18 protein-coding genes are annotated in these 19,151 nt (G+C 31.7%); 8 read left to right on the top strand and 10 right to left on the bottom strand.

Annotated elements, in window-relative coordinates; translation table 11 throughout:
- Positions 1–93 precede the first annotated feature (93 nt).
- From acpP to accA, 3 genes are all read left to right on the top strand, one after another.
- Positions 94–321 (top strand): acyl carrier protein, encoded by a 228-nt coding sequence (gene acpP / locus SUDEN_RS08375; protein WP_041672290.1) that lies wholly within the window; start codon positions 94–96, stop codon positions 319–321.
- Positions 322–421: 100 nt separating this feature from the next.
- Entirely contained in the window at positions 422–1,639 is a 1,218-nt protein-coding gene (locus tag SUDEN_RS08370) for a beta-ketoacyl-ACP synthase II (RefSeq protein ID WP_011373227.1), read from the top strand.
- Positions 1,640–1,655: 16 nt separating this feature from the next.
- A complete protein-coding gene (accA, locus tag SUDEN_RS08365; protein ID WP_011373226.1) occupies positions 1,656–2,591 on the top strand; it encodes an acetyl-CoA carboxylase carboxyl transferase subunit alpha in 936 nt (311 codons plus the stop codon).
- 2 nt (positions 2,592–2,593) lie between these two features.
- Here the strand turns inward: accA and SUDEN_RS08360 are convergent, their stop codons facing one another.
- From SUDEN_RS08360 to SUDEN_RS08340, 5 genes are read right to left on the bottom strand one after another with little or no spacing between them, the layout of a single operon-like run.
- The gene (locus SUDEN_RS08360) at positions 2,594–3,394 is read right to left on the bottom strand and encodes a 3'-5' exonuclease (protein ID WP_011373225.1); all 801 of its coding nucleotides are present in this window, start codon (positions 3,392–3,394) and stop codon (positions 2,594–2,596) included.
- 6 nt (positions 3,395–3,400) lie between these two features.
- Positions 3,401–3,985: a phosphoribosylanthranilate isomerase gene (locus SUDEN_RS08355; protein WP_011373224.1), complete on the bottom strand. Its 585-nt coding sequence runs from the start codon at positions 3,983–3,985 to the stop codon at positions 3,401–3,403.
- A 2-nt stretch (positions 3,986–3,987) separates the two neighbouring features.
- Positions 3,988–4,629 (bottom strand): ribulose-phosphate 3-epimerase, encoded by a 642-nt coding sequence (gene rpe, locus SUDEN_RS08350; RefSeq protein ID WP_011373223.1) that lies wholly within the window; start codon positions 4,627–4,629, stop codon positions 3,988–3,990.
- Between the two features lie 43 nt (positions 4,630–4,672).
- On the bottom strand, positions 4,673–6,067 hold the full coding sequence (locus SUDEN_RS08345; RefSeq protein ID WP_011373222.1) for a chemotaxis protein CheX: 1,395 nt from the start codon (positions 6,065–6,067) through the stop codon (positions 4,673–4,675).
- Positions 6,064–6,861, bottom strand: coding sequence for an HDOD domain-containing protein (locus SUDEN_RS08340; RefSeq protein WP_011373221.1), 798 nt, complete (start codon positions 6,859–6,861; stop codon positions 6,064–6,066). Before SUDEN_RS08340 ends, SUDEN_RS08345 begins: the two co-directional genes overlap by 4 nt.
- A 147-nt stretch (positions 6,862–7,008) precedes the next feature.
- On the opposite strand from SUDEN_RS08340, the gene rpmB reads away from it, so the two are divergent.
- The 4 genes from rpmB to SUDEN_RS08320 are packed head-to-tail and all read left to right on the top strand — an operon-like array spanning position 7,009 to position 11,260.
- Positions 7,009–7,197 (top strand): 50S ribosomal protein L28, encoded by a 189-nt coding sequence (rpmB, locus tag SUDEN_RS08335; RefSeq protein WP_011373220.1) that lies wholly within the window; start codon positions 7,009–7,011, stop codon positions 7,195–7,197.
- An 18-nt stretch (positions 7,198–7,215) separates the two neighbouring features.
- Positions 7,216–8,352: a potassium channel family protein gene (locus SUDEN_RS08330; RefSeq protein WP_011373219.1), complete on the top strand. Its 1,137-nt coding sequence runs from the start codon at positions 7,216–7,218 to the stop codon at positions 8,350–8,352.
- Positions 8,345–9,523, top strand: coding sequence for a bifunctional glutamate N-acetyltransferase/amino-acid acetyltransferase ArgJ (argJ, locus tag SUDEN_RS08325; protein WP_011373218.1), 1,179 nt, complete (start codon positions 8,345–8,347; stop codon positions 9,521–9,523). The genes SUDEN_RS08330 and argJ overlap by 8 nt, the downstream gene beginning before the upstream one ends.
- A gap of 60 nt (positions 9,524–9,583) precedes the next feature.
- Positions 9,584–11,260, top strand: a complete 1,677-nt coding sequence (locus SUDEN_RS08320; RefSeq protein WP_011373217.1) for a hypothetical protein — start codon at positions 9,584–9,586, stop codon at positions 11,258–11,260.
- Here SUDEN_RS08320 and SUDEN_RS08315 read toward each other — a convergent pair.
- The 5 genes from SUDEN_RS08315 to SUDEN_RS08300 all read right to left on the bottom strand — a co-directional run bounded on the left by SUDEN_RS08315 (position 11,250) and on the right by SUDEN_RS08300 (position 18,613).
- Complete coding sequence (locus SUDEN_RS08315; protein ID WP_011372334.1) at positions 11,250–13,460, bottom strand: hypothetical protein; 2,211 nt, start codon at positions 13,458–13,460, stop codon at positions 11,250–11,252. The genes SUDEN_RS08320 and SUDEN_RS08315 overlap by 11 nt on opposite strands.
- On the bottom strand, positions 13,444–15,588 hold the full coding sequence (locus SUDEN_RS08310) for an AAA family ATPase (RefSeq protein ID WP_011372333.1): 2,145 nt from the start codon (positions 15,586–15,588) through the stop codon (positions 13,444–13,446). Before SUDEN_RS08310 ends, SUDEN_RS08315 begins: the two co-directional genes overlap by 17 nt.
- Positions 15,589–15,590: 2 nt before the next feature.
- Positions 15,591–16,550 (bottom strand): hypothetical protein, encoded by a 960-nt coding sequence (locus SUDEN_RS11105; protein WP_049752194.1) that lies wholly within the window; start codon positions 16,548–16,550, stop codon positions 15,591–15,593.
- A gap of 86 nt (positions 16,551–16,636) precedes the next feature.
- Positions 16,637–17,020, bottom strand: a complete 384-nt coding sequence (locus tag SUDEN_RS11100) for a hypothetical protein (protein WP_011372331.1) — start codon at positions 17,018–17,020, stop codon at positions 16,637–16,639.
- A complete protein-coding gene (locus tag SUDEN_RS08300; protein ID WP_011372330.1) occupies positions 17,021–18,613 on the bottom strand; it encodes an HsdM family class I SAM-dependent methyltransferase in 1,593 nt (530 codons plus the stop codon).
- Between the two features lie 173 nt (positions 18,614–18,786).
- On the opposite strand from SUDEN_RS08300, the gene tnpA reads away from it, so the two are divergent.
- Positions 18,787–19,143: an IS200/IS605 family transposase gene (tnpA, locus tag SUDEN_RS08295; protein WP_011372329.1), complete on the top strand. Its 357-nt coding sequence runs from the start codon at positions 18,787–18,789 to the stop codon at positions 19,141–19,143.
- Positions 19,144–19,151: the final 8 nt, after the last annotated feature.

Genomic DNA, 19,151 nt, shown 5'->3' with positions numbered 1-19,151 from the left:
CTAGAGAACCTCTTTTTATTTGATAGCAAGAGAGTTTATTTAAGTTAAATGTGCTACAATTCCAAGATTTTACACATAAACATAGGAGCTAGAATGGCACTTTTAGACGATATTAAAGCGGTAGTAGTTGAACAATTAAGCGTAAGCGCTGATGAAGTTAAAGAGGACTCAAAGTTTGTTGAGGATTTAGGTGCTGATAGCCTTGATGTAGTTGAATTGGTAATGGCTCTTGAAGAGAAATTTGATATCGAAATTCCTGATGATGAAGCAGAAAAAATTAGAACTGTTAAAGATGTAGTTAACTATATCGAAAGTAAATAATTATCTAAGATTCTACCGAGAATATACTCGGTAGAAATACTTTTTAAAGTTTAGCAAACTAAATTTTTAAAAGTATTTTATATTTTATATGGAGATTTTTATGAAAAGAGTTGTAGTTACTGGATTGGGAATGATAAATGCAGTTGGAAATGATAAAGAGAGCTCTTTTAAAGCTATCTGTGAGGGCGAGTGTGGAATAGATATTATTACTCTTTTTGACCCAGAAAATTACAGCGTAAAAATTGCAGGAGAAGTTAAAAATTTTGATCCTGAGACAGTAATGTCGCCAAAAGAGGTTAAAAAAGCTGATAGATTTATCCATCTTGGATTAAAAGCGGCTCAAGAGGCAATGGCTGATGCAAATTTTTCTCAAGAAATTGATATGGATAGATTTGGTATAAGCGCTGGCTCTGGTATTGGCGGACTGCCTTCCATTGAAAAAAATTCTATTATTATAGAGACAAAAGGTCCACGAAGAATAAGCCCATTTTTTATTCCAGGTGCACTTGTGAATATGCTTGGTGGTTTTGTCTCAATTGAGCATGGAACAAAAGGTCCAAATTTATCTAGTGTTACAGCATGTGCTGCTGGAACTCATGCGATAAGCGAAGCGGTAAAGACTATTATGTGTGGTGGTGCAGATAAGATGTTAGTAGTCTCTGCAGAGTGCGCTGTAACTGGCGCGGGTGTTGGCGGATTTGCTGCTATGAAAGCACTCTCAACAAGAAATGAAGAGCCAAAAAAAGCTTCTCGTCCATTTGACGCTAATCGTGATGGGTTTGTAATGGGAGAAGGCGCTGCGGCACTAATTCTTGAGGTATATGAAGACGCTATTGCACGTGGGGCAAAGATCTATGGAGAGATTATAGGTTTTGGAGAGAGTGGAGATGCAAGTCATATTACTACTCCAAGCCTTGATGGCCCTGCTCGTGCTATGAAGGCAGCTTACGCAATGGCAGGAAAACCTAAACTAGATTATGTAAATGCTCATGGAACAAGTACGCCAATTAATGATAAAAATGAAACAGAAGCAGTAAAAGAGCTTCTTGGCGGAAAAGAGAACTGTCCTCCAATGAGTTCAATTAAGGGTCAAATAGGTCACTGCCTTGGTGCAGCTGGCGGAATCGAGGCTGTTGTATGTTTAATGGCAATGCGTGATGGAATCATCCCTCCAACTATAAACCATGAAACACCAGATCAGGATTGTGATTTAGATATTGTTCCAAACAAGGCTAGACGTGCCGAGTTAAATACTGTAATGAGCAACTCATTTGGTTTTGGTGGAACAAATGGCGTTTTAATTTTTAGAAAAATCTAAGTATAAGGAGTCCACATTGGCAACATATTTAGACTTTGAACAGAAAATAAAAATAATCCAAGAAGACATTATATCTGCACAGGTTCGTCATGATGATGGACTTGTTGCATCACTGAAGAAAAACTTAGATAAAGAAGTTTCAAAGATATTTACAAATCTTTCTCCCTTTCAACAACTCCAACTTGCACGACATGTTGATAGACCATATGCGCTTGATTATATAAATCTTCTTATGAGAGATAAATATGAGATTCATGGAGATAGACATTTTCGTGATGATGCGGCTATCCTTTGTTATATTGGTTACATTGGGGAAGAGAAGGTTGTTGTAATAGGTGAGCAAAAAGGTCGTGGAACTAAAAATAAGATAAAACGAAACTTTGGTATGCCTCATCCTGAAGGTTATCGTAAAGCTTTACGTGCTGCAAAGCTTGCTGAAAAGTTTAACCTTCCTCTTCTTATGTTGGTAGATACTCCTGGTGCATATCCTGGAATTGGTGCTGAGGAGAGAAATCAGAGTGAAGCTATAGCTAGAAATCTCTTAGAGTTATCACAACTAAATACTCAGAGTATCTCTGTAGTTATTGGTGAGGGCGGAAGTGGTGGAGCATTGGCAATAGGCGTAGCGGATAGATTTGCAATGATGAGATATTCGGTTTTTAGTGTTATTTCACCAGAGGGATGCTCTGCTATTTTATGGAATGACCCCGCAAAAGTGGAATCTGCAACAAATGCCATGAAAATTACAAGTGGAGATTTGAAAGAGTTAAATCTAATAGATGATATTATTGCAGAACCACTAATTGGAGCACATAGAGATAGAGATAGTGCTGCTGCTGCAATTGGAGAGTATTTCTTAAGTGAACTTAAAAAATTGCGTCAAATGTCTAACGAGCAGAGAATGGAAGAGAGATATAAAAAACTAACAAGCGTGGGTGCTTTTAGCGAATAAAATTACTCTTGATCCTCAAGTCGAGGATCAAATTTTGGTCGCTTTAGTCTTTTTGCCTCTTTTGAAAATCTTATTAAATCTTCAACTGTTTTCACTTCTTTATCAACACTATTTAATGATAATTTAAAAAGTTCGTATGTTGTTATAACATCACTCATCGCTCTATGATGGGTAGCCTCTGGATGGAGATTGAATATTGTATTTAGATAAGATAGAGCGTACCTATAAGATTCTATAGTCCTCTCAGCTAGAGAGAGTGAACATAAACTTCTATTTAGAAGTGGAGGCAGACCAATCTTTTGCATACTCAAAGATATAAACTTATAATCAAATTTCACATCATGAGCGATAAAAACTGCGTCACCTAAAAATGTTCTAAAATCATACATAACTTTTTTAAGATTTGGTGCGTCTATGGTTTCATTGGTAGAGATACCTGTTATTTCTGTTATGTGAGGATTTATTTCATGGCACTCTACTAGTGATTCAAAGCGCTCTACTACTAAACCATTTTTAACTTTTAGCGCAGCTATCTCTATGATTTGATGCTTCTCTATCTTTGAGCCGTTTGTCTCAATATCTACAATACAAAAAGTACTCTCACTCATAGGTTTAAAAGCAGTGGTAAAGTAGAAACTTCCAGATTGCTTTACTATCTCCAAGCCCTGAGCATGCCAAAGTTGAAGTAAAAAATCCAAATCGTCATGTATCTGCTCCCTTAACGTCTTAATAGATAAACCTTTAGTTGAGAGTTTATGGATACTTTTTGCGTCTAGGGAGAAAGTTGGCTCATCAAAAATCATATATCATTACTTTGCATTTCTAATAAACTCTTTAACTTTTTTATAATCTTTTTTGCCCTGCGAAATCTCAACCCCACTACTAACATCAACACCATAAAAACCATATTTCTTAAGAGAAGAGACATTTTTGGGGTCTAATCCGCCAGCTAAAATAATTTTTGAGCAATCGACTCCATCAAACCAATCAAGATTTAATCTTTTTCCGCTTCCACCGTATGTTTCGCAGTAAGCATCCACAAGACGGTACTCATTAGCATATTGCAAAATATCTTGTGGCTCTTTTGCTCTGATGACTTTTATATAAGGGACGAACAACTGTTCATATAATCTGAGTGGGGCTTCAAAGTGAATCTGGGCCAATGTTGCACCAGCTTCTTGGCAGTAAGAGTTTATTATTTGAGCATCGCTATTTACAAAAAGAGCAACTTTTTCTATAAATGGAGGTAGCTTTTTTATAATCTCTGCTGCATCTCTTGGAGAGATATATCTCGCAGAGGCTTCATAAAAAACGAATCCTAAAGCATCAGCACCAGAATCAATCGCACTCATAGCATCATCATAAGAGGTTATTCCACAAATCTTAGTGCGCATGGTTATATTTTTAAAGACTCAATTGCTGTTTTTTTATTTTCATGGTTAAATACATAGCTTCCCGCAACGACAATATCTACGCCGACCTCTTTGAGAAGTTTAACGTTTTTATCACTTACTCCACCATCAACTTCTATAAGGCATTTTGGATTTATTTCATCTCTCATCGCACTTAGCTTTTTTGCTTTTGGCACAACACTCTCTATAAAACTTTGCCCACCAAATCCAGGATTTACACTCATAAGCAGAACCATATCCAAATCAGCCAAAAGATACTCAATGGCTTCAGGTGGTGTATGAGGATTTAACACAATTGCTGGTTTGATGCCTAAAGAGCGTATTTTTTGAATAAGTCTATGCGGATGCTTCTCCTCTTCTATATGAAAAGAGATATATTCAGGTTTTAAAGGTGCAAAAAGGTCCACGAAGAAAGTGTTGTTCTCAACCATTAGATGAATGTCAAGAGGTTTTGTTGCACACGCTGCAATGGCAGAGACAACTACGGGTCCAATTGTAAGATTTGGAACAAAATGCCCATCCATAACATCTACATGTACATAGTCACAACCAGCAGCACAAATAGCTTCAACATCTCTTTGTAAATTGCCAAAATCAGCTGATAAAATACTTGGAGCTACTTTCATCTATTTTCCTTTTTTATTTTGTGATTTTACAGTTTTGTTGCTTTTATCTTGTTAAGAAGAAGAGAAATTTATCATTCCCAAAGAGTAAATCTACCTGTACACCCTTTCTTCCCTCAACAACTTCCATCAAACTATCTATATCTTGATATGTTCTAGGAAGAGTTATATTTACACTGATATTTTCATCACTAAGAAGTGTTTTTATCTTTCCGCCTACAATATTTACAAGTTCCGCTAACGTATCTAAAATCATCTCCAAATCATCAGTACTCTCTCCAATTAGAAGTTCACAAGCTTTTTTCGCAATCTCTTTTGGAAAAACTAAAATAATGATACCGTCCATATCACCATAGTAGCCAATAGAACTTGCAATTTTGTCCTTTTTTTCTTCAATAGTTAAGTTGCGAACATTTAAAGACTCTTTAGTTGCTTTTGCATTTGTCATCATCTCTAATGTAGCAACAGTGGCATCTATAAATTTTGGTAACTCTAAAATTGTCTCTTTATTTATTACTCTTTTATTTTTAATATTAGCAGCGCTGCTGGCACCTAACTCTTTTAGGAGGTTTTTGTTTTTAAGGATGTCATCCATTTGTGCATAAAAAAGTATTCCTGCATCTTCCATGGTTTCTTTAAATACTATTGGAGTTTTATCAAATTTCATACCTACAAAGCAGATACTAGCATTATATTCAGCTGCTGAACTAGCAAGTTTTGAGAAAAAATTTAGGGCATGAATATTCATACTAAGGACTTTATAGGCATCAAATATAAAGAGTCTAAAACCAACATTGAGTGAGTTGTTATGATACTCTATATTGAACTGCTCAGCTATTTCAACATCTAGAAAAGATGAGATTGTATAGATAATTGCATTGCCAGTTACTCTAGCTGCAACTTTTTGTCCCATGTGTCCAAGAAATGTCGAGTCAATAATATAGTCATAAGCAGCGCCGCTGTTTTTTTTATCTTCAAAATCTTCAATAGACTGGGCAACTGTAGGGTTGTGTCCTCCATCACGTAGCTCTATCGCCATGGCAGATCGTTGGGATTTGTCGGTACTGTAAATCAATATATTTTTATTTTGGTTTTTAAAGCTTGAAGAAAAAAGATAGGCTATCTCTAATGTTTTAAAGAGTGAGAAGTTGAGTTCATCTTGAAAAAATTTTCTCACTGCATCATATTTTTTTCTATCATAATCACAAAAGCCAACAATTGCTTGATTTTTTTTGCGGATTTTAGAGAATAGTTTTATGAAAATATCTAAGCCATTACGATTGAAAAAAACAACTTTTTTTAGTGAAATTAAAATCATATCAGCTTTTAAGTTTGTTGCCGCTTCAATATCTTCTATGCTCATAAATGCGCTTGAGCTATTTGCATCTATAAATCCTTGAGGAGAAAATACAGCAATCCCATCTTTTACTACAGCTTTCATTCAATCTCCATTAGCAAAGCAAAATCATCATATATATCACTAACATACTCAACTTTAAAATCAACAAAATCATTTAGCCCAGCGTTTATAAACTCTGGTTGTGATAATTTATAGAAGAGCAGAAGATGCATCCATTTTCCAAGAGTGTTTATCTCTTGATTCTCAGAGGTTTTTATACCTGAAGCTGCATGAACTATCGCACTTACACTATCATCCATTTCCCATTTTTTAGCAATCTCTTCACATATATCAAAAAGATCTACTCCACATAAACGCATTAAAATCGTATTATAGTCTAGTGCTTTAGTGCTTCTTAAAAGTTCAACATCCTCTTTTTTTTGTGCAAAAAGGGCTTCTGTTACAATGATACTAGCAGGAAGCAGAGAGATGGCTGCATAGATATTGTCATCATGGATATTAAGATGAATTAAAATAGCTTCCCATCTTTTTGAAAGAGTTGCTTGAAGTTCATAAAATAGTGAACGATTGAGCTTGAAGAGAGACCACTTGTTTGGGCTAAGTAGAGTTACCATGTAATTATATACGCTCTGTTGAGATAAAGAGACACCAAGGATTCCAAAGATTTGTCCTATATCGCTAACCTCATTTCTAAATCCATAGATAGGCTTGTTAACAATACTTTTAAGATATGACTTTAGCGTCAAATCACTCTCTGCAACTTTGGCTGCTTTTACTAATTCACCCATTTTTAAAAGAGAGAGCGCCTCATTTAAAACTTTTGGCGAAGGCGGTATCTTCTCTATAAAGCTATTAATATTCTCTTTTGTTATCATTTTTTCATCTATGCCTATTAAATTTACTCTATTTTATCCTCATAACGATAAAAGAAATATTAATTGTAAATATACCCTTAAGCAGAAGTTTTGTTTAGGATTGATATAATTCGCAACTTTTAAAACCTAAATACAAGGAAGCTAATTATGGCAAAAAAATGCGCTATTAGTGGCAAAGGCCCAATGAGTGGAAACAATGTTTCACACGCTAAGAACAGAACAAAACGTCGTTTTTTATTAAATCTTAGAACTGTACGTATCGCTTTAGATGACGGTACAACTCGTAAGATCAAAATCTCTGCAAGAGAGTTGCGTACACTTAAGAAAAATTCTTAAGTCTTAGAGGACGCCGCCTTGAATCTCTTAGAGAAGATTCGAAAATTTTTACATTGGGAGACTTCTCCCAAGCCTGCTGTCACACTTAATGATGAACTTTATGCACAACTCCTCCCTTTTAGAACACCACTAATATTAATCCAGCTTCTTATGCTGATTGGAACATTAGGTTACTACTATCTGGAAAATTATTCGATAATGGATGCAATTTTTCAAGCTGGCTACACCTTTACAACGGTTGGATTTGGTTCAATGAATGAGGGAGAGTTCTCACCTGAGGGTCAAATTTTTACAGTAACTCTTATTATTTTGGGATTTACTGTATTTACTTTTGCAATCGGTATTGTTGTTGAGGTTGTAAGAAGAGGGAAATTATCTAAAATATTAAAGGAGCGAAGAATGTTATACAGCATAGCAAGGCTCAAAAAACATTATGTAGTCTGTTATCATAATGATTATACTCTTGAGGTTACTAAACAGTTGAGAGAAAATCATATCCCTTTTATTGTGGTTGACCCAAGAGAAGAGATACATGAGTGGGCTCAAGAGTATAATTATGCAACATACTTAAAGGCAGAACCACACGCAGAACTTACTATGCTAAAAGCACATCTTGCTTCCGCTAAAGGGCTTATTACTTTGTCTAGCTCTATGTCTGATAATATAGCTCTTATAGCTTCGGTTAGACTTTTTGAAAAAGAGCATTTTTTGCCTCGACCTTACTATATAATCTCATCTGCTGAGAGTGTAAGTGATGTTGAAAAACTTAAAAAATTAGGTGCAGATACAGTTATATCCCCAACTAAACTAACAGCACAGAGGATAACCGCCATGGCTGCTCGTCCTGATATGGAAAATTTGCTTGAAGAGTTTTTATACAAGAGCGATAATCCTCTGGATATGGAAGAGATAGAAGTTCCAAAATATAGTTGGGCTGTTCTTAAAAAACTAAGAGAGACACATATAAGAGAGATAACAAACACTTCAATTGTAGGTATTACAAAAAAAGATGGGAAATTTTTGGCAATGCCAAAAGGTGATGTTTTAATTACGAGTGAGTGTAAACTTCTTGTAATTGGAACGCATAAAGATATAAATGTTACAAAAGATTTACTAAGAAAAAGAGATAAGCCAAAGGAGCTCAAATTTGTATAATATAATCTATTCAAGCCTCGGAGTATGTGCTAGTAAAGGTTTTTTTGCTGATGGAATCAGTGCAGGACTTAAAAAAGAGGGTGCTAAAGATATGGCATTTATCTATAGTGAAGATGAGTGTGAGGTTGCTTCTGTTTTTACTACAAACAAGATGTGCGCAGCGCCAATTAGACATTTTAGAGAGATGGGTAATGTTAAATCAAACTTTATAGTCATAAACTCAAAAAATGCAAACGCAATGACTGGCAAAGCAGGGATTGAAGATATAAAAGAGGTTTTATCAAACTCTCCTCTACATGTAAAGAATCCTATTATGAGCTCAACAGGAGTTATTGGGGTTAGACTTCCTAAAGTTAAAATCATAGAGGGCATGAAACTTTTTGATTTAAGAAAACGAGATTCTAGTAGCGCTTCAAGGGCTATTATGACAACTGATACATTTCCCAAAGAAATCTCCTTTAACGTAAAGCTCGACGATGGAAGCAGTTTCAACATAGGGGCAATTGCAAAAGGTGCTGGGATGATAAATCCTGCTATGGCAACAATGCTCTGTTTTATTACAACTGATGCAAAAGTAAGCAGAGCCGAGATGCAAGAGATTTTAGATGAAGTGGTAAAAACCACCTTTAACGCTATTAGTGTTGATGGAGATACTTCAACAAATGATACGGTTTTACTTTTAGCAAACTCAAGAAGTGGTGCTTATGATAAAGAGGCATTTAAAGAGGCTCTCTTTAAAGTTATGCACTTTTTGGCACTAGAGATGGTAAGAGATGGAGAGGGTGCAACAAAGCTTGTAACTTATAAAGTAAGCGGTGCTAGAGATGATAGAGAGGCAGAAATTGCTGCAAAAGCGCTCTCAGATTCACTACTTGTTAAAACTGCGCTATTTGGCGAAGACCCAAACTGGGGAAGAATTGCTTCTACAATAGGAGCTAGTGGAGTTGAAGCTTATGAAGAGAAGCTAAAAATATCATTTGATAATCTTTGTGTTTATGATAGAGGCGAGATACTCTTTGACGCAGAGATGGAGAAAAAATGTGCGGTTATAATGCAGCATAAAAAATTCACAATTAGCTGTGATTTAGGCGTAGGCGAGGGCAGTTTTAAAGCTTATGGCTGTGATTTAGGTCATGAATATGTTAAGATTAACGCTGATTATAGAACATAAATGTCATTTACAAGAACAAAAGTTACTCTACAATAATAAATGTTACTGGAGGATTGAGATTTGTCACAAAACAATTCAGCAATCCTCAATTTCTTCTCAAAATTTCCTAACCAACCGTTTGAATTTGTAACAGTTACAGATATCAATATCAAAGAACACCCCAACTACTACAAAGCAATTTTTCGTAATATAAAAACAGGCAGATTTCGTTCAGAACATATAGCCCCTGAAATGATGAGATATAAGTATAAAGTCGGTCATATATATACTGACGGTGAGCATGTTGGTCAGAATAAAACTTTGCTCAAGGGTGAGTTTACAGTCAATGAAAATATTGATGTAAATCTTGTGCGTTTATCAACGGTCCTTAGTGAAGAAGAAGCTAAAAACATAATAGATTATGAAGATGTAGCTAAGTACCTGTTGAGACAATATGCCCATGTAGAAGTACAAGATGAATGTACACTTATAATACCGTGCTATACGATAGCAAATAGATTCTACTTCTTATCTTCATCTATGAAACATGCGATTATGAGTGAGACGCTTGGAGAGCTTTATTATGAAGGTAGTTTCCATAATGAAAAAAATGCCAAAGGAGAAACTGTCATAAAGCTGCATATTAAAAAGAAAGCAGGAAAAAAAGACCTGCCTTTTTTATGTCGTTTTATAGGTAATTCTTTTGCAAGAGCAAGACTTGAATATATTTCAAATCAAAAATCTTTAAGTGCGAGCTTTGAGTATCAACAAATCAAGGCGCAATTCCCTGTTAAAAATCCTTTCGAGATATACGCTTCATACATATACCTAGGAGACGATGAAAGAGGTAATCCTAAGTACTTGGTCCTAAATATACATTCGGATAACTCAGCGCTAGGATTTGAAGAGCTTTACTATAAACAGTTTAGTGCCAAAGCAGACCCTAGAGATATTGGTCCTGAGCAATATAATATTCCCAAGCCGCCTAAGAAAAAGTTCAAAAGAAAAAAGCCTCAAAGAAGCAATAAGATTTATACGGGCACACCATCTAGTGAGTATCTAACATATATCATACGCACAAACGAAGATGAATACTATAAAAACAAAGTACCTATGCATGAAACAACTATCTATTTAGAGAATGAATCAGAACTGCTTGTTGATAATATTCCAAAAACGGTGGGGAACAGTTTTGAAACTCCGACAGCTGATGGAGATAAAAATCTTGGTGAAGTTGCAATCTCAAACGACTCAGAAGAAAACAATACAGAGAAGAAGATATTTAATTTAGAAAACTTTTATCAGTTTTATGAGGCTTTACTGACTTTTGCATTTGTAGAGGGTTCAGAACTCGTTGGACCGTTAAAAATAAAAAAGATTCAAAACAAAAAACGAAAGTCAACTAAGTCAAGGTCACTACTGCATGGTGATGAGGACAAGCAAAGAAGATTTCTGTTTGGAGAGCTTGCTTATGACCAAAAAGCTGTATACATTGTTGAGATAGAGCAAGACAGCAGTTGGGGACCATCAACCTGGATATTTTTTACAAGTGAAGATACGGAGCCGTATACTGAACATGATATGCAAGAGATAATAGAACACTACATTGAAGAAGATTTGCCGTATAAAGACCTTGCTAGGTATGTTGAAAAGAACTACTCTCTTTCATTTGAGCAAAAAGAGCATAAAAAAGGCGATGTTGACGATGACAGTGTTGAGAGATGGTGTGAGAGTGTTTTGAAAAAAATTATTTTGTAATAAAAGATTTGGTTGATTTTTTAAATTTTAATAGTTTGTAAATGTTTGTTTTTGTTAAATCATTATTGTTAAATAATTTTTTATAAAGTTCATCAAATTTTTCTAATGACATTGCTTTTATATGTGCATGTTCATTTCTTAAGTTAATAATTTCTGAGAGAAATCCAGTTAATTCTGATGTGAAAAATACTCTATTCAAATTTTCTATTTCATCAAACTCCTCAATTGTTTTTGCATCTTTAAGAAGCAAAATAATTCCACCTAGCATTATGCCTTGAAGTTTACTTATATTATTGTGTTCGAATTGATTTAACTTCACTTGCTTTCTATTCTCTAAATCTTGAGTGATACTTCGTCTTGAGTTTGATATATTTATCCAAGGAGAAGTATTATTACAAACATTACTTTTGATTCTTAGAAACCATGAAAAAGACGTATTAAGCTCAAGTTCAACTAGTTTCCATAAACCACTTGCGGGCATAGAATAATCAAAATGTTCAAAGTTTCTAGCTACGTAATAGTTGTATATTGAAGAAGAAGATTTTAAAAACTTTATACTATCTTCCTCTAAAATATCACTATATTGGTCAAGAACTTCTTGAACTTCTGGAGATATTTTTTCTCCTATCTCTTCACTTAATTTTGTTGCTGATTCTAAAAGTGTATTATCAAGTTCAGCAAAAACTTCTTCTTTGTTTTCAAGATCTTCACTGTTTAAGAGTTTAGTAATTAACTCACTTCTGCGAACATCTATTTCACTTGTAAATCTTTCAGAGCTTGATTGAATTATGGCGTCATTCTCTTCTTTTCTAATCTGTTCTTCAATTCTTTCAAAATCATATTTAAAATTAATACTATTTTTATCTTTATCGAAATTCATATCAATTTTCAAAACACCAAAGTTAAAATATTGGTTACTTTCTTTTGTAATTTTAATATGGTCATTCTCATGTGGATAATATGGATAAATCAAATAAGCCAATGTTGAATAGCCGTTATTATTTAATAACTCTGTATCAAGCTTTAACTTTAAAAAATCTTCAGATCCAATTTCATTAAACTTAGGAATGTTTTTCCATTTAGCATCAAGTACAACTTTTATTTTCTTTTCTTCATCAATCAAAATATAGTCAGGTTTTGAATTTCTCTTTGTATCACCATCATATTTTGAGGTTAAATCATATTGTGTCTGGGTTTTTTTACTTGCTTCTTTGTGCTTATCAAAAAGTACAGAATATTGATGACCTACAGTACTTTCAAAAATATCATAAATATACCATTCATAGAATGTTGAAGGATTTATAAAAAATGATGTTGTAGTTAAATCATATCGATTGCTAACATACACTTCATTATCTTGATACATCTGCTCAAAACCAAACAATGATTTTATATCCACTAACAACAACTTGGTATCACTCTTGTTACTATACACTTTTGTTGTTTTAGAATTATTCAATTTTGATAAACTAAATTTGTAATTCTTATCTATAGGATATTTTTTAGCGATAAAGCTTATCAGTTCTCTTGCTTCTTGGATGAGTTGCTTTTTATATTCTTCATCTTTGATAATATCTATTCTTCTTTTAGCAAACAATTTTAAAGCACCATAAGTTATAGTTGCTATTTGAGAATACAGTACATCTAACGATTGTGTTTGATGTATTTTTGTTTTGTCTAACTCTTTTATATTTTTTGAGAGATTAAGTTTATATTTAATATCTTGTGATTTATAATCTATATGAATTTTTCTAAAATTTTTATGCTTTTTAAAAAAGTACTCTATTGATTCAAGTATTGATTTGTACTTATAATATTCAAACTCTTCAATTGGGTTATGAGAGTTGTTTTCATCTTGATTGTTTTCTTCAAATGCAAGACTTAAAAGTGAATTTGGTATCTGTTTTGTTGTGTCAAATCTGTATTTATTATTTACTCTATGATAATGAAGTAAATAATTCACAAAATCTTTTTGTGCAGTTGGACTTTTTTCATCAATCGTTTTAGGTAATATGATAATTTTATAAATTTGTTCATCTTGCTTGAAGATGTAATAACCCACTTCATTGTTATACATTTTATTAAATAAATCAATAAAATGATGTTCAAATTTAGAAGAATTTATCCCTTGATTTTGAAGAGAATAAAAAATATCTTTTTCATTCTCTTTAAGGAATATTAGTTTAACTAAGGAAGTCATAGTGAATTTTTGATTGAATATCTTTTATCATTTTATAATAGCTATTTTCAATCTCAATACTAACATCTTCAGGTAAAGATATACCTTCTATGATAGATTTAAAAACATCAAATTCTATTTCTCTTATATCTTTAAATTCTGTTATCAATTTAGAAAATGCTTTATAAAATAACTCTTTATTTTCAACATCTTTCCATATAGCATGACCTATTAAAAATCTATCAGGATGAATTTCGCCTTGCTTTTCCATAACAGCATTAATAGACTTATTCAATTTATCAAAAAAATCTTTTGCATAATCATTTACGATAGTTTCCTTTGGATAAATTTCAATAACCTCAAACCTTCTTAAGAGATTATCTTCTATCACTTTTTTATCATCTCTATAATTAGATGTACAAAATATATATAAATTATATGGCATTATCATTTTTTTATACTTCGTACTATCATTTACAAGATATGGTATCTCAACATAGTCTAAAGTATCATCTTCATCTACCAATTTATCCACAAGGTCTTCATAGTTATCATATTCTTTATTATCAGCGGTTAATTTTGCTCTTTTATCATCTTCAATTAAGTAGATTAAATCCCCAATAAGCTCATTGAGGCTATTTTCTTGTATCTCTTCAAGAATCAATACAAAAGGTTGATTTGGATGAAATGTAGCTCTTTTTATAATATCTAATATAAGCCCCTGCTTTTCACTATATTTGATATTTCCTTTATCACTTGTTGATATTCCTATTCCTTGCATAAGATCACTATTTGAAGATGCAGAATGTATATTTATACGCAGTGCATTTTTATCATTTTTTGCTAATTCTAAATGATTTTTTATAATCTCATTTATAGCCCTACTTTTCCCAGTACCTGGAACACCTTTAAAAAGAATATTTTTATATGAAAAATCTAAGTTTCCTTTTCCTTCATCTGAAAATTTTATTTTTATAATTTCTGTATCTTTCATATTGTCTTCTTCTTCTTTACTATTATTAAAGGTATTTATATTACTTTCACCTTTTAAAAATTTTATATATTGCTTTAATCCATTACTTGTATCAGAGTTATCATGTCGTTTATTATAATCATATAAATCGCCTGATTCTAATCTATCTAATAGTTCATTTACTTCTTTTAAATCTTGAAGTTTAAATATATCAATATTATCAAATCCAAAAGTAATCAACTCCGTCTTTAATTGTTTTAAAGCACGTAAATATCCTTTCTTAGTACTTTCTGCATAAGGTTTTCCATCAACAGAGTGATAACTACTACTTAACCACCACTCCGTAAATTTTTCTTCATTATCATTTTGTGCATTAGTTACAATTGATGATTCAGATTGAAGAACACCATTGAAACTATTTTCAATCTTATTTTCTTCTAATTCTTGCATAAGTTCTCCAATATCTAAATCTTCTTCATCAGAACTTTTTTCTATTTCACAATTTTCATTTTCTATAAATTGATTATTTGTATATTCGTAGCAATCTTTCTTTTCAGCCTCTATATCGTAACAAACATATAAAGACTGACTCCCCTCTAAATAGATTTTTTTATATTTAAATTTAGAAAATATCAATTCTTGAAAATCTTCTTTCAAACCTCGAAAAATAACAAGTGAATTAGGCTTTAATATTTTAGATAATGTTTTATTTAAAGCATCAAAATCTTTATTTTCTTTATTAACAAAATCTTTTATTGTTGGTTTACCACCATGGGTAGGATTAAATATAAGCAAATCAACACTATTTTCTTCAAAACAATCTGAATTAAAAAAATCACATTGTTTCAATTCACAGTTTTCTAATAAGTTTTCTAATTCTTGATTACATTCATCTAAAAAGTAATCATTTAAAATAATATTTTTATATTGTATTTGATTTTCTAATAATATATGTGAAGCTAAATTCCCACTACCAAAACATAAATCCATCACTGTTTCAATAGAATCTAATTTATTTTTAATAACTATATCTTTTTGTATTTCATTGATAAATTGTGATTTTAGTAATGCTTCATCTGAATTAATATAGTAATATTTATTGTTTTTAGTTTCTTTTGAATTTGCTATATTAATATTGAATTTCTCTATTTGGCTATATATTCCTTCTTTTGTCATCATTATCTCCATTCTATTTTGCTAAAAGTTCTATATAAAAAAGCTTCATCTATTTTATCAGTTAGTATAGTAATATTTTCAAATTTTTCAAATTGATTATCTATACTTTGTAAAATACTATTCCAAAATTCTATTAATATTTTTTGTAAATCTAAAGATGAATAGAGATTATGATTCTCAGGTAAGGTAATTTTTATGAAAGATAAATTATCGTTATTTGCTTTATTACCAAAATCAAAATTATATTTGTATTTTGTGAATTTATAAGACATATAGAAATAATCATCCTGTATATCTGCCTCATTAAATTCTAAAGTTTTACAAATATTAGTAGTGTAAAACCCTTTTGGATAATTTTCTTTGGCTCTTTTTGTAATATTTCCACCTTCTCCATCTGCTGTTAGCGTATAATAATTTTTTCCAATATAATGCTTTACTTCGTTCCATTTTTGTTTAGTGTCATTAAATACATAATGTTTTAAAGGCTCAGATTTATTATTTCCCAATAAACTTTTTATAGTTCCCATTATGTCTTTTTTCACACCAGCACTTATCAATGGAATCTCGCCTGTTCCTCTTTTAACATAACCAGCTGGAAATTCAGAACCATTTGTTACCTTAACTAAATCAAAAAAAGGTACTTCTTTAAACACTATACTTTCTAGAGTAAGATCATAGCCATTGTCATCTGCAAAACTATTAAAACTTTTTGTTAATATTTTGTCATATTTAAATGTAGCAGGAACTAAAGCTTTTTTGATTTTTTCTATAATTGGTTTTTGATGGTCAACAGTTTTTCTAAAGATATCTGTATAATTTATTTTCCAAAATTCTAAAAATTCAACTATTATATTTTGTATATCAATAGATTTATATTCATTATAATCTTTAGGAATAGAAATAGACAAAGGCTTAACATTATCCATACTCAATTCTATTTGACCACCAGAACCTTCTGCCATTGACTCCAATTTTTTAAATCCAAATTTTACGAAAAAATATAACAAGTAAAATTGATTAATTATATTTTTATCATATCTAAGAGTAGTTATATGACTATCAGATACGTAATTTCCATCAAGATCGAAAAGTGTGTTACTCTCCCGCAAGTACCTACACCAGTTGTATTAATTAAGATATCACCTTTTTGTAAATATTTAGGGTTCTTGACTTTTGATAAATCCAAATAAGCTGTTTTCGTAAAGTTAAACTCATTATAATTCCCTCGAGCTTGTCCAGATTTTATAACCATTGTATCCGTGGGATTATGCGAATATTTAGGAGTTGAACCTTTTATAAAGTCATCAACAATATCATCTATTGTTTTTTTATCAAAAAGTACTTTATTAATATCTAAATCAGCATATTTCCCAGTTTTTTCCTGAAACTCTTTAAACTTTTCAATAACTTGACTATCTAAAGTTCCTATCATTTATTTTATCCCAAAGAGTGAGCTGTTCTGAAACTCTTCACACATCTCTTTCATGAGCATATTAAGCTCATTTGTAAGCTCATCGAAGTTTAAATCTTCCACCTCGTCTTTGAAGCCTATCTCATTTGATATATTTATCTCATATCTATCTTTTGAGTCTATAAATTTTGATTTATATTTAAACTCTTTTTTACTGTTGATAAGGGTGGCAAGTCTACGAATATTTTTTTGACTATAAGAATTCTTCATCTTATCTTTGGCTTGTAGATGTGGTGAAAAAAGTTCTTCCTCTTTTGTGTCTGCTTTTACTATTGTGATTTTTTCGCTTGGGTCACTATCCAAAAACCATATATGCGAACTTATATCCGTATTGGTAAACATTGCACTTGGCTGTTCGAGCACAGCACTTACAAAACCTGTATTAAATATCTCTTTTCTTATCTTTGATTCACTACTTGTAGCATTTCCAGTACTTATAAGCGTAGATGAACTAATTATAGCCGCATGAGCGTGTTTATTCCTTCTTTTTTCTGATTTCATCAGATTTATTATGTGTTGCATAAACAAAAATTGACCATCAGATTTTTTAGGAGTTACTACTTTATTTTTTTCATCTTTAACTACAAAAAAGTCACTTTTTTTGCTACTCATATTTTGTACTATTTCATCATAGTTATGCTTCCAATCCACGCCAAATGGTGGATTTGCTATGATAAAGTCGAAGCTTGTATCTCCATTGATTCCATTTGCAAAAGCAGGATTAGTTAAAGTGTTTCCATAAGCTATCGTATTTTTAATACCTTGTGATTTTCCATCAAGAGAACTAATTTCAAGAAATATTTTTGCTAAAAGCCAAGTTTGCCCGTGTAACTCTTGTCCATAAACCTCAATATTTTCTATTTTATTTTTGTTATAAAAGTAGTGTGCAGATTCCATGAGCATACTGGCAGTTCCACAAGTTGGATCATAAATAGCAAGCTTATCATACCCCTCAGCTTCAAATTTAGAAACCTCACACATAAGATGTACAATAGATTTTTGAGTGAAATGTTGCCCTGTTAAATCACCACTAAGTTTTTTCATTCTTGAAATAGTAGCTTCATACAAGTCTTTGTACTGTTCTTTTGGATAGTCTCTAAAATTTGCCTTATATGTGTAAATGTCAAGTACATTTTCAAGATAATTATTAGGTAGCTCTTGAATGTATCTTTCAAGTTCAAATGTTTTAAAATGATTTAAATAGGTCAAAATATTTTTAGAGGTATCTGGATTATATTTGCTCTCTTGTGTGAAATAATTTAGATTTTGCCCAAGCTTTTCTATATTTTTTATAATATTTAGAAAAGTTTTTTTTGTTTCACCCAAGTCATATTTAGCAAATATTGCATGATCCAAGCCAAAATTATTATTATATTCAAAAGTGAACATAAGCTTGTCATTGTCAATTAGAAGTTTTAAAGCCATAAAAGCCATGATTCTTTGGTCATAAGTAGATTCATTAATCCCTATATCTCTAAGGATATCAGAATAAGCCCAGTAGTAATCGCATAGACTTTTTTCAAGAATTTTAGCTCTGTTTGGTATCATCGTCATCTTAACTCCTTTGGTATTCTATCCAAAAATATTTTATATAAAAGAAGAGTATAGAAAATATTTTAAAATTTAAAAATATATTGCAATTTGTCATATTTTTAAAACGCTTGACAAATCACACTAATATATAATATTATACAAAAAAAATAATTAGTTGTCAAGGAAAAATTATATTGTTAAATAGCGGATTTAAAAGGAATAGACACTCATTTTATAACCTAAACTATTATTTAGTTGTAAGTATATTTGAGGGCAAAAAAATTATATATGATACACTAGAAGAAAATCTAAAAAATATCATATTGCAAAATATCGATAAGCATAAATGTAAGCTTGTAGACATCACAATAGAGGAACAGTCAAAAGTAATAATTCATTTTAGTGCCCCGCCTCATATAAAGCTATCTTCATTTGTCAATAATCTAAAAACTGTGTCTAGTAGATTAATAAGGAAAGACTTTAAATCTTTGCTTGAAAGAAAAGATATGGGGAGTCATTTTTGGGCTATGGAATATTATATTTACACTTGAAGTAGTGG

Origin of the sequence: Sulfurimonas denitrificans DSM 1251 (genome assembly GCF_000012965.1) — a bacterium.
Classification (GTDB): Bacteria; Campylobacterota; Campylobacteria; order Campylobacterales; family Sulfurimonadaceae; genus Sulfurimonas; species Sulfurimonas denitrificans.
The sequence above is the reverse complement of the archived record's forward strand: the minus strand, read 5'-3'. Positions and strand labels throughout refer to the sequence as shown.

Excerpts from the sequence above, each read along its gene's own strand:
- acpP (WP_041672290.1), top strand. The coding sequence starts at position 94 with ATGGCACTTTTAGACGATATTAAAGCGGTAGTAGTTGAACAATTAAGC.
- SUDEN_RS08370 (WP_011373227.1), top strand. The coding sequence starts at position 422 with ATGAAAAGAGTTGTAGTTACTGGATTGGGAATGATAAATGCAGTTGGA.
- SUDEN_RS08360 (WP_011373225.1), bottom strand. The coding sequence starts at position 3,394 with ATGATTTTTGATGAGCCAACTTTCTCCCTAGACGCAAAAAGTATCCAT.
- SUDEN_RS08355 (WP_011373224.1), bottom strand. The coding sequence starts at position 3,985 with ATGCGCACTAAGATTTGTGGAATAACCTCTTATGATGATGCTATGAGT.
- rpe (WP_011373223.1), bottom strand. The coding sequence starts at position 4,629 with ATGAAAGTAGCTCCAAGTATTTTATCAGCTGATTTTGGCAATTTACAA.
- SUDEN_RS08345 (WP_011373222.1), bottom strand. The coding sequence starts at position 6,067 with ATGAAAGCTGTAGTAAAAGATGGGATTGCTGTATTTTCTCCTCAAGGA.
- SUDEN_RS08340 (WP_011373221.1), bottom strand. The coding sequence starts at position 6,861 with ATGATAACAAAAGAGAATATTAATAGCTTTATAGAGAAGATACCGCCT.
- rpmB (WP_011373220.1), top strand. The coding sequence starts at position 7,009 with ATGGCAAAAAAATGCGCTATTAGTGGCAAAGGCCCAATGAGTGGAAAC.
- SUDEN_RS08315 (WP_011372334.1), bottom strand. The coding sequence starts at position 13,460 with ATGACTTCCTTAGTTAAACTAATATTCCTTAAAGAGAATGAAAAAGAT.
- SUDEN_RS08310 (WP_011372333.1), bottom strand. The coding sequence starts at position 15,588 with ATGACAAAAGAAGGAATATATAGCCAAATAGAGAAATTCAATATTAAT.
- SUDEN_RS11105 (WP_049752194.1), bottom strand. The coding sequence starts at position 16,550 with ATGGCAGAAGGTTCTGGTGGTCAAATAGAATTGAGTATGGATAATGTT.
- SUDEN_RS11100 (WP_011372331.1), bottom strand. The coding sequence starts at position 17,020 with ATGATAGGAACTTTAGATAGTCAAGTTATTGAAAAGTTTAAAGAGTTT.
- SUDEN_RS08300 (WP_011372330.1), bottom strand. The coding sequence starts at position 18,613 with ATGACGATGATACCAAACAGAGCTAAAATTCTTGAAAAAAGTCTATGC.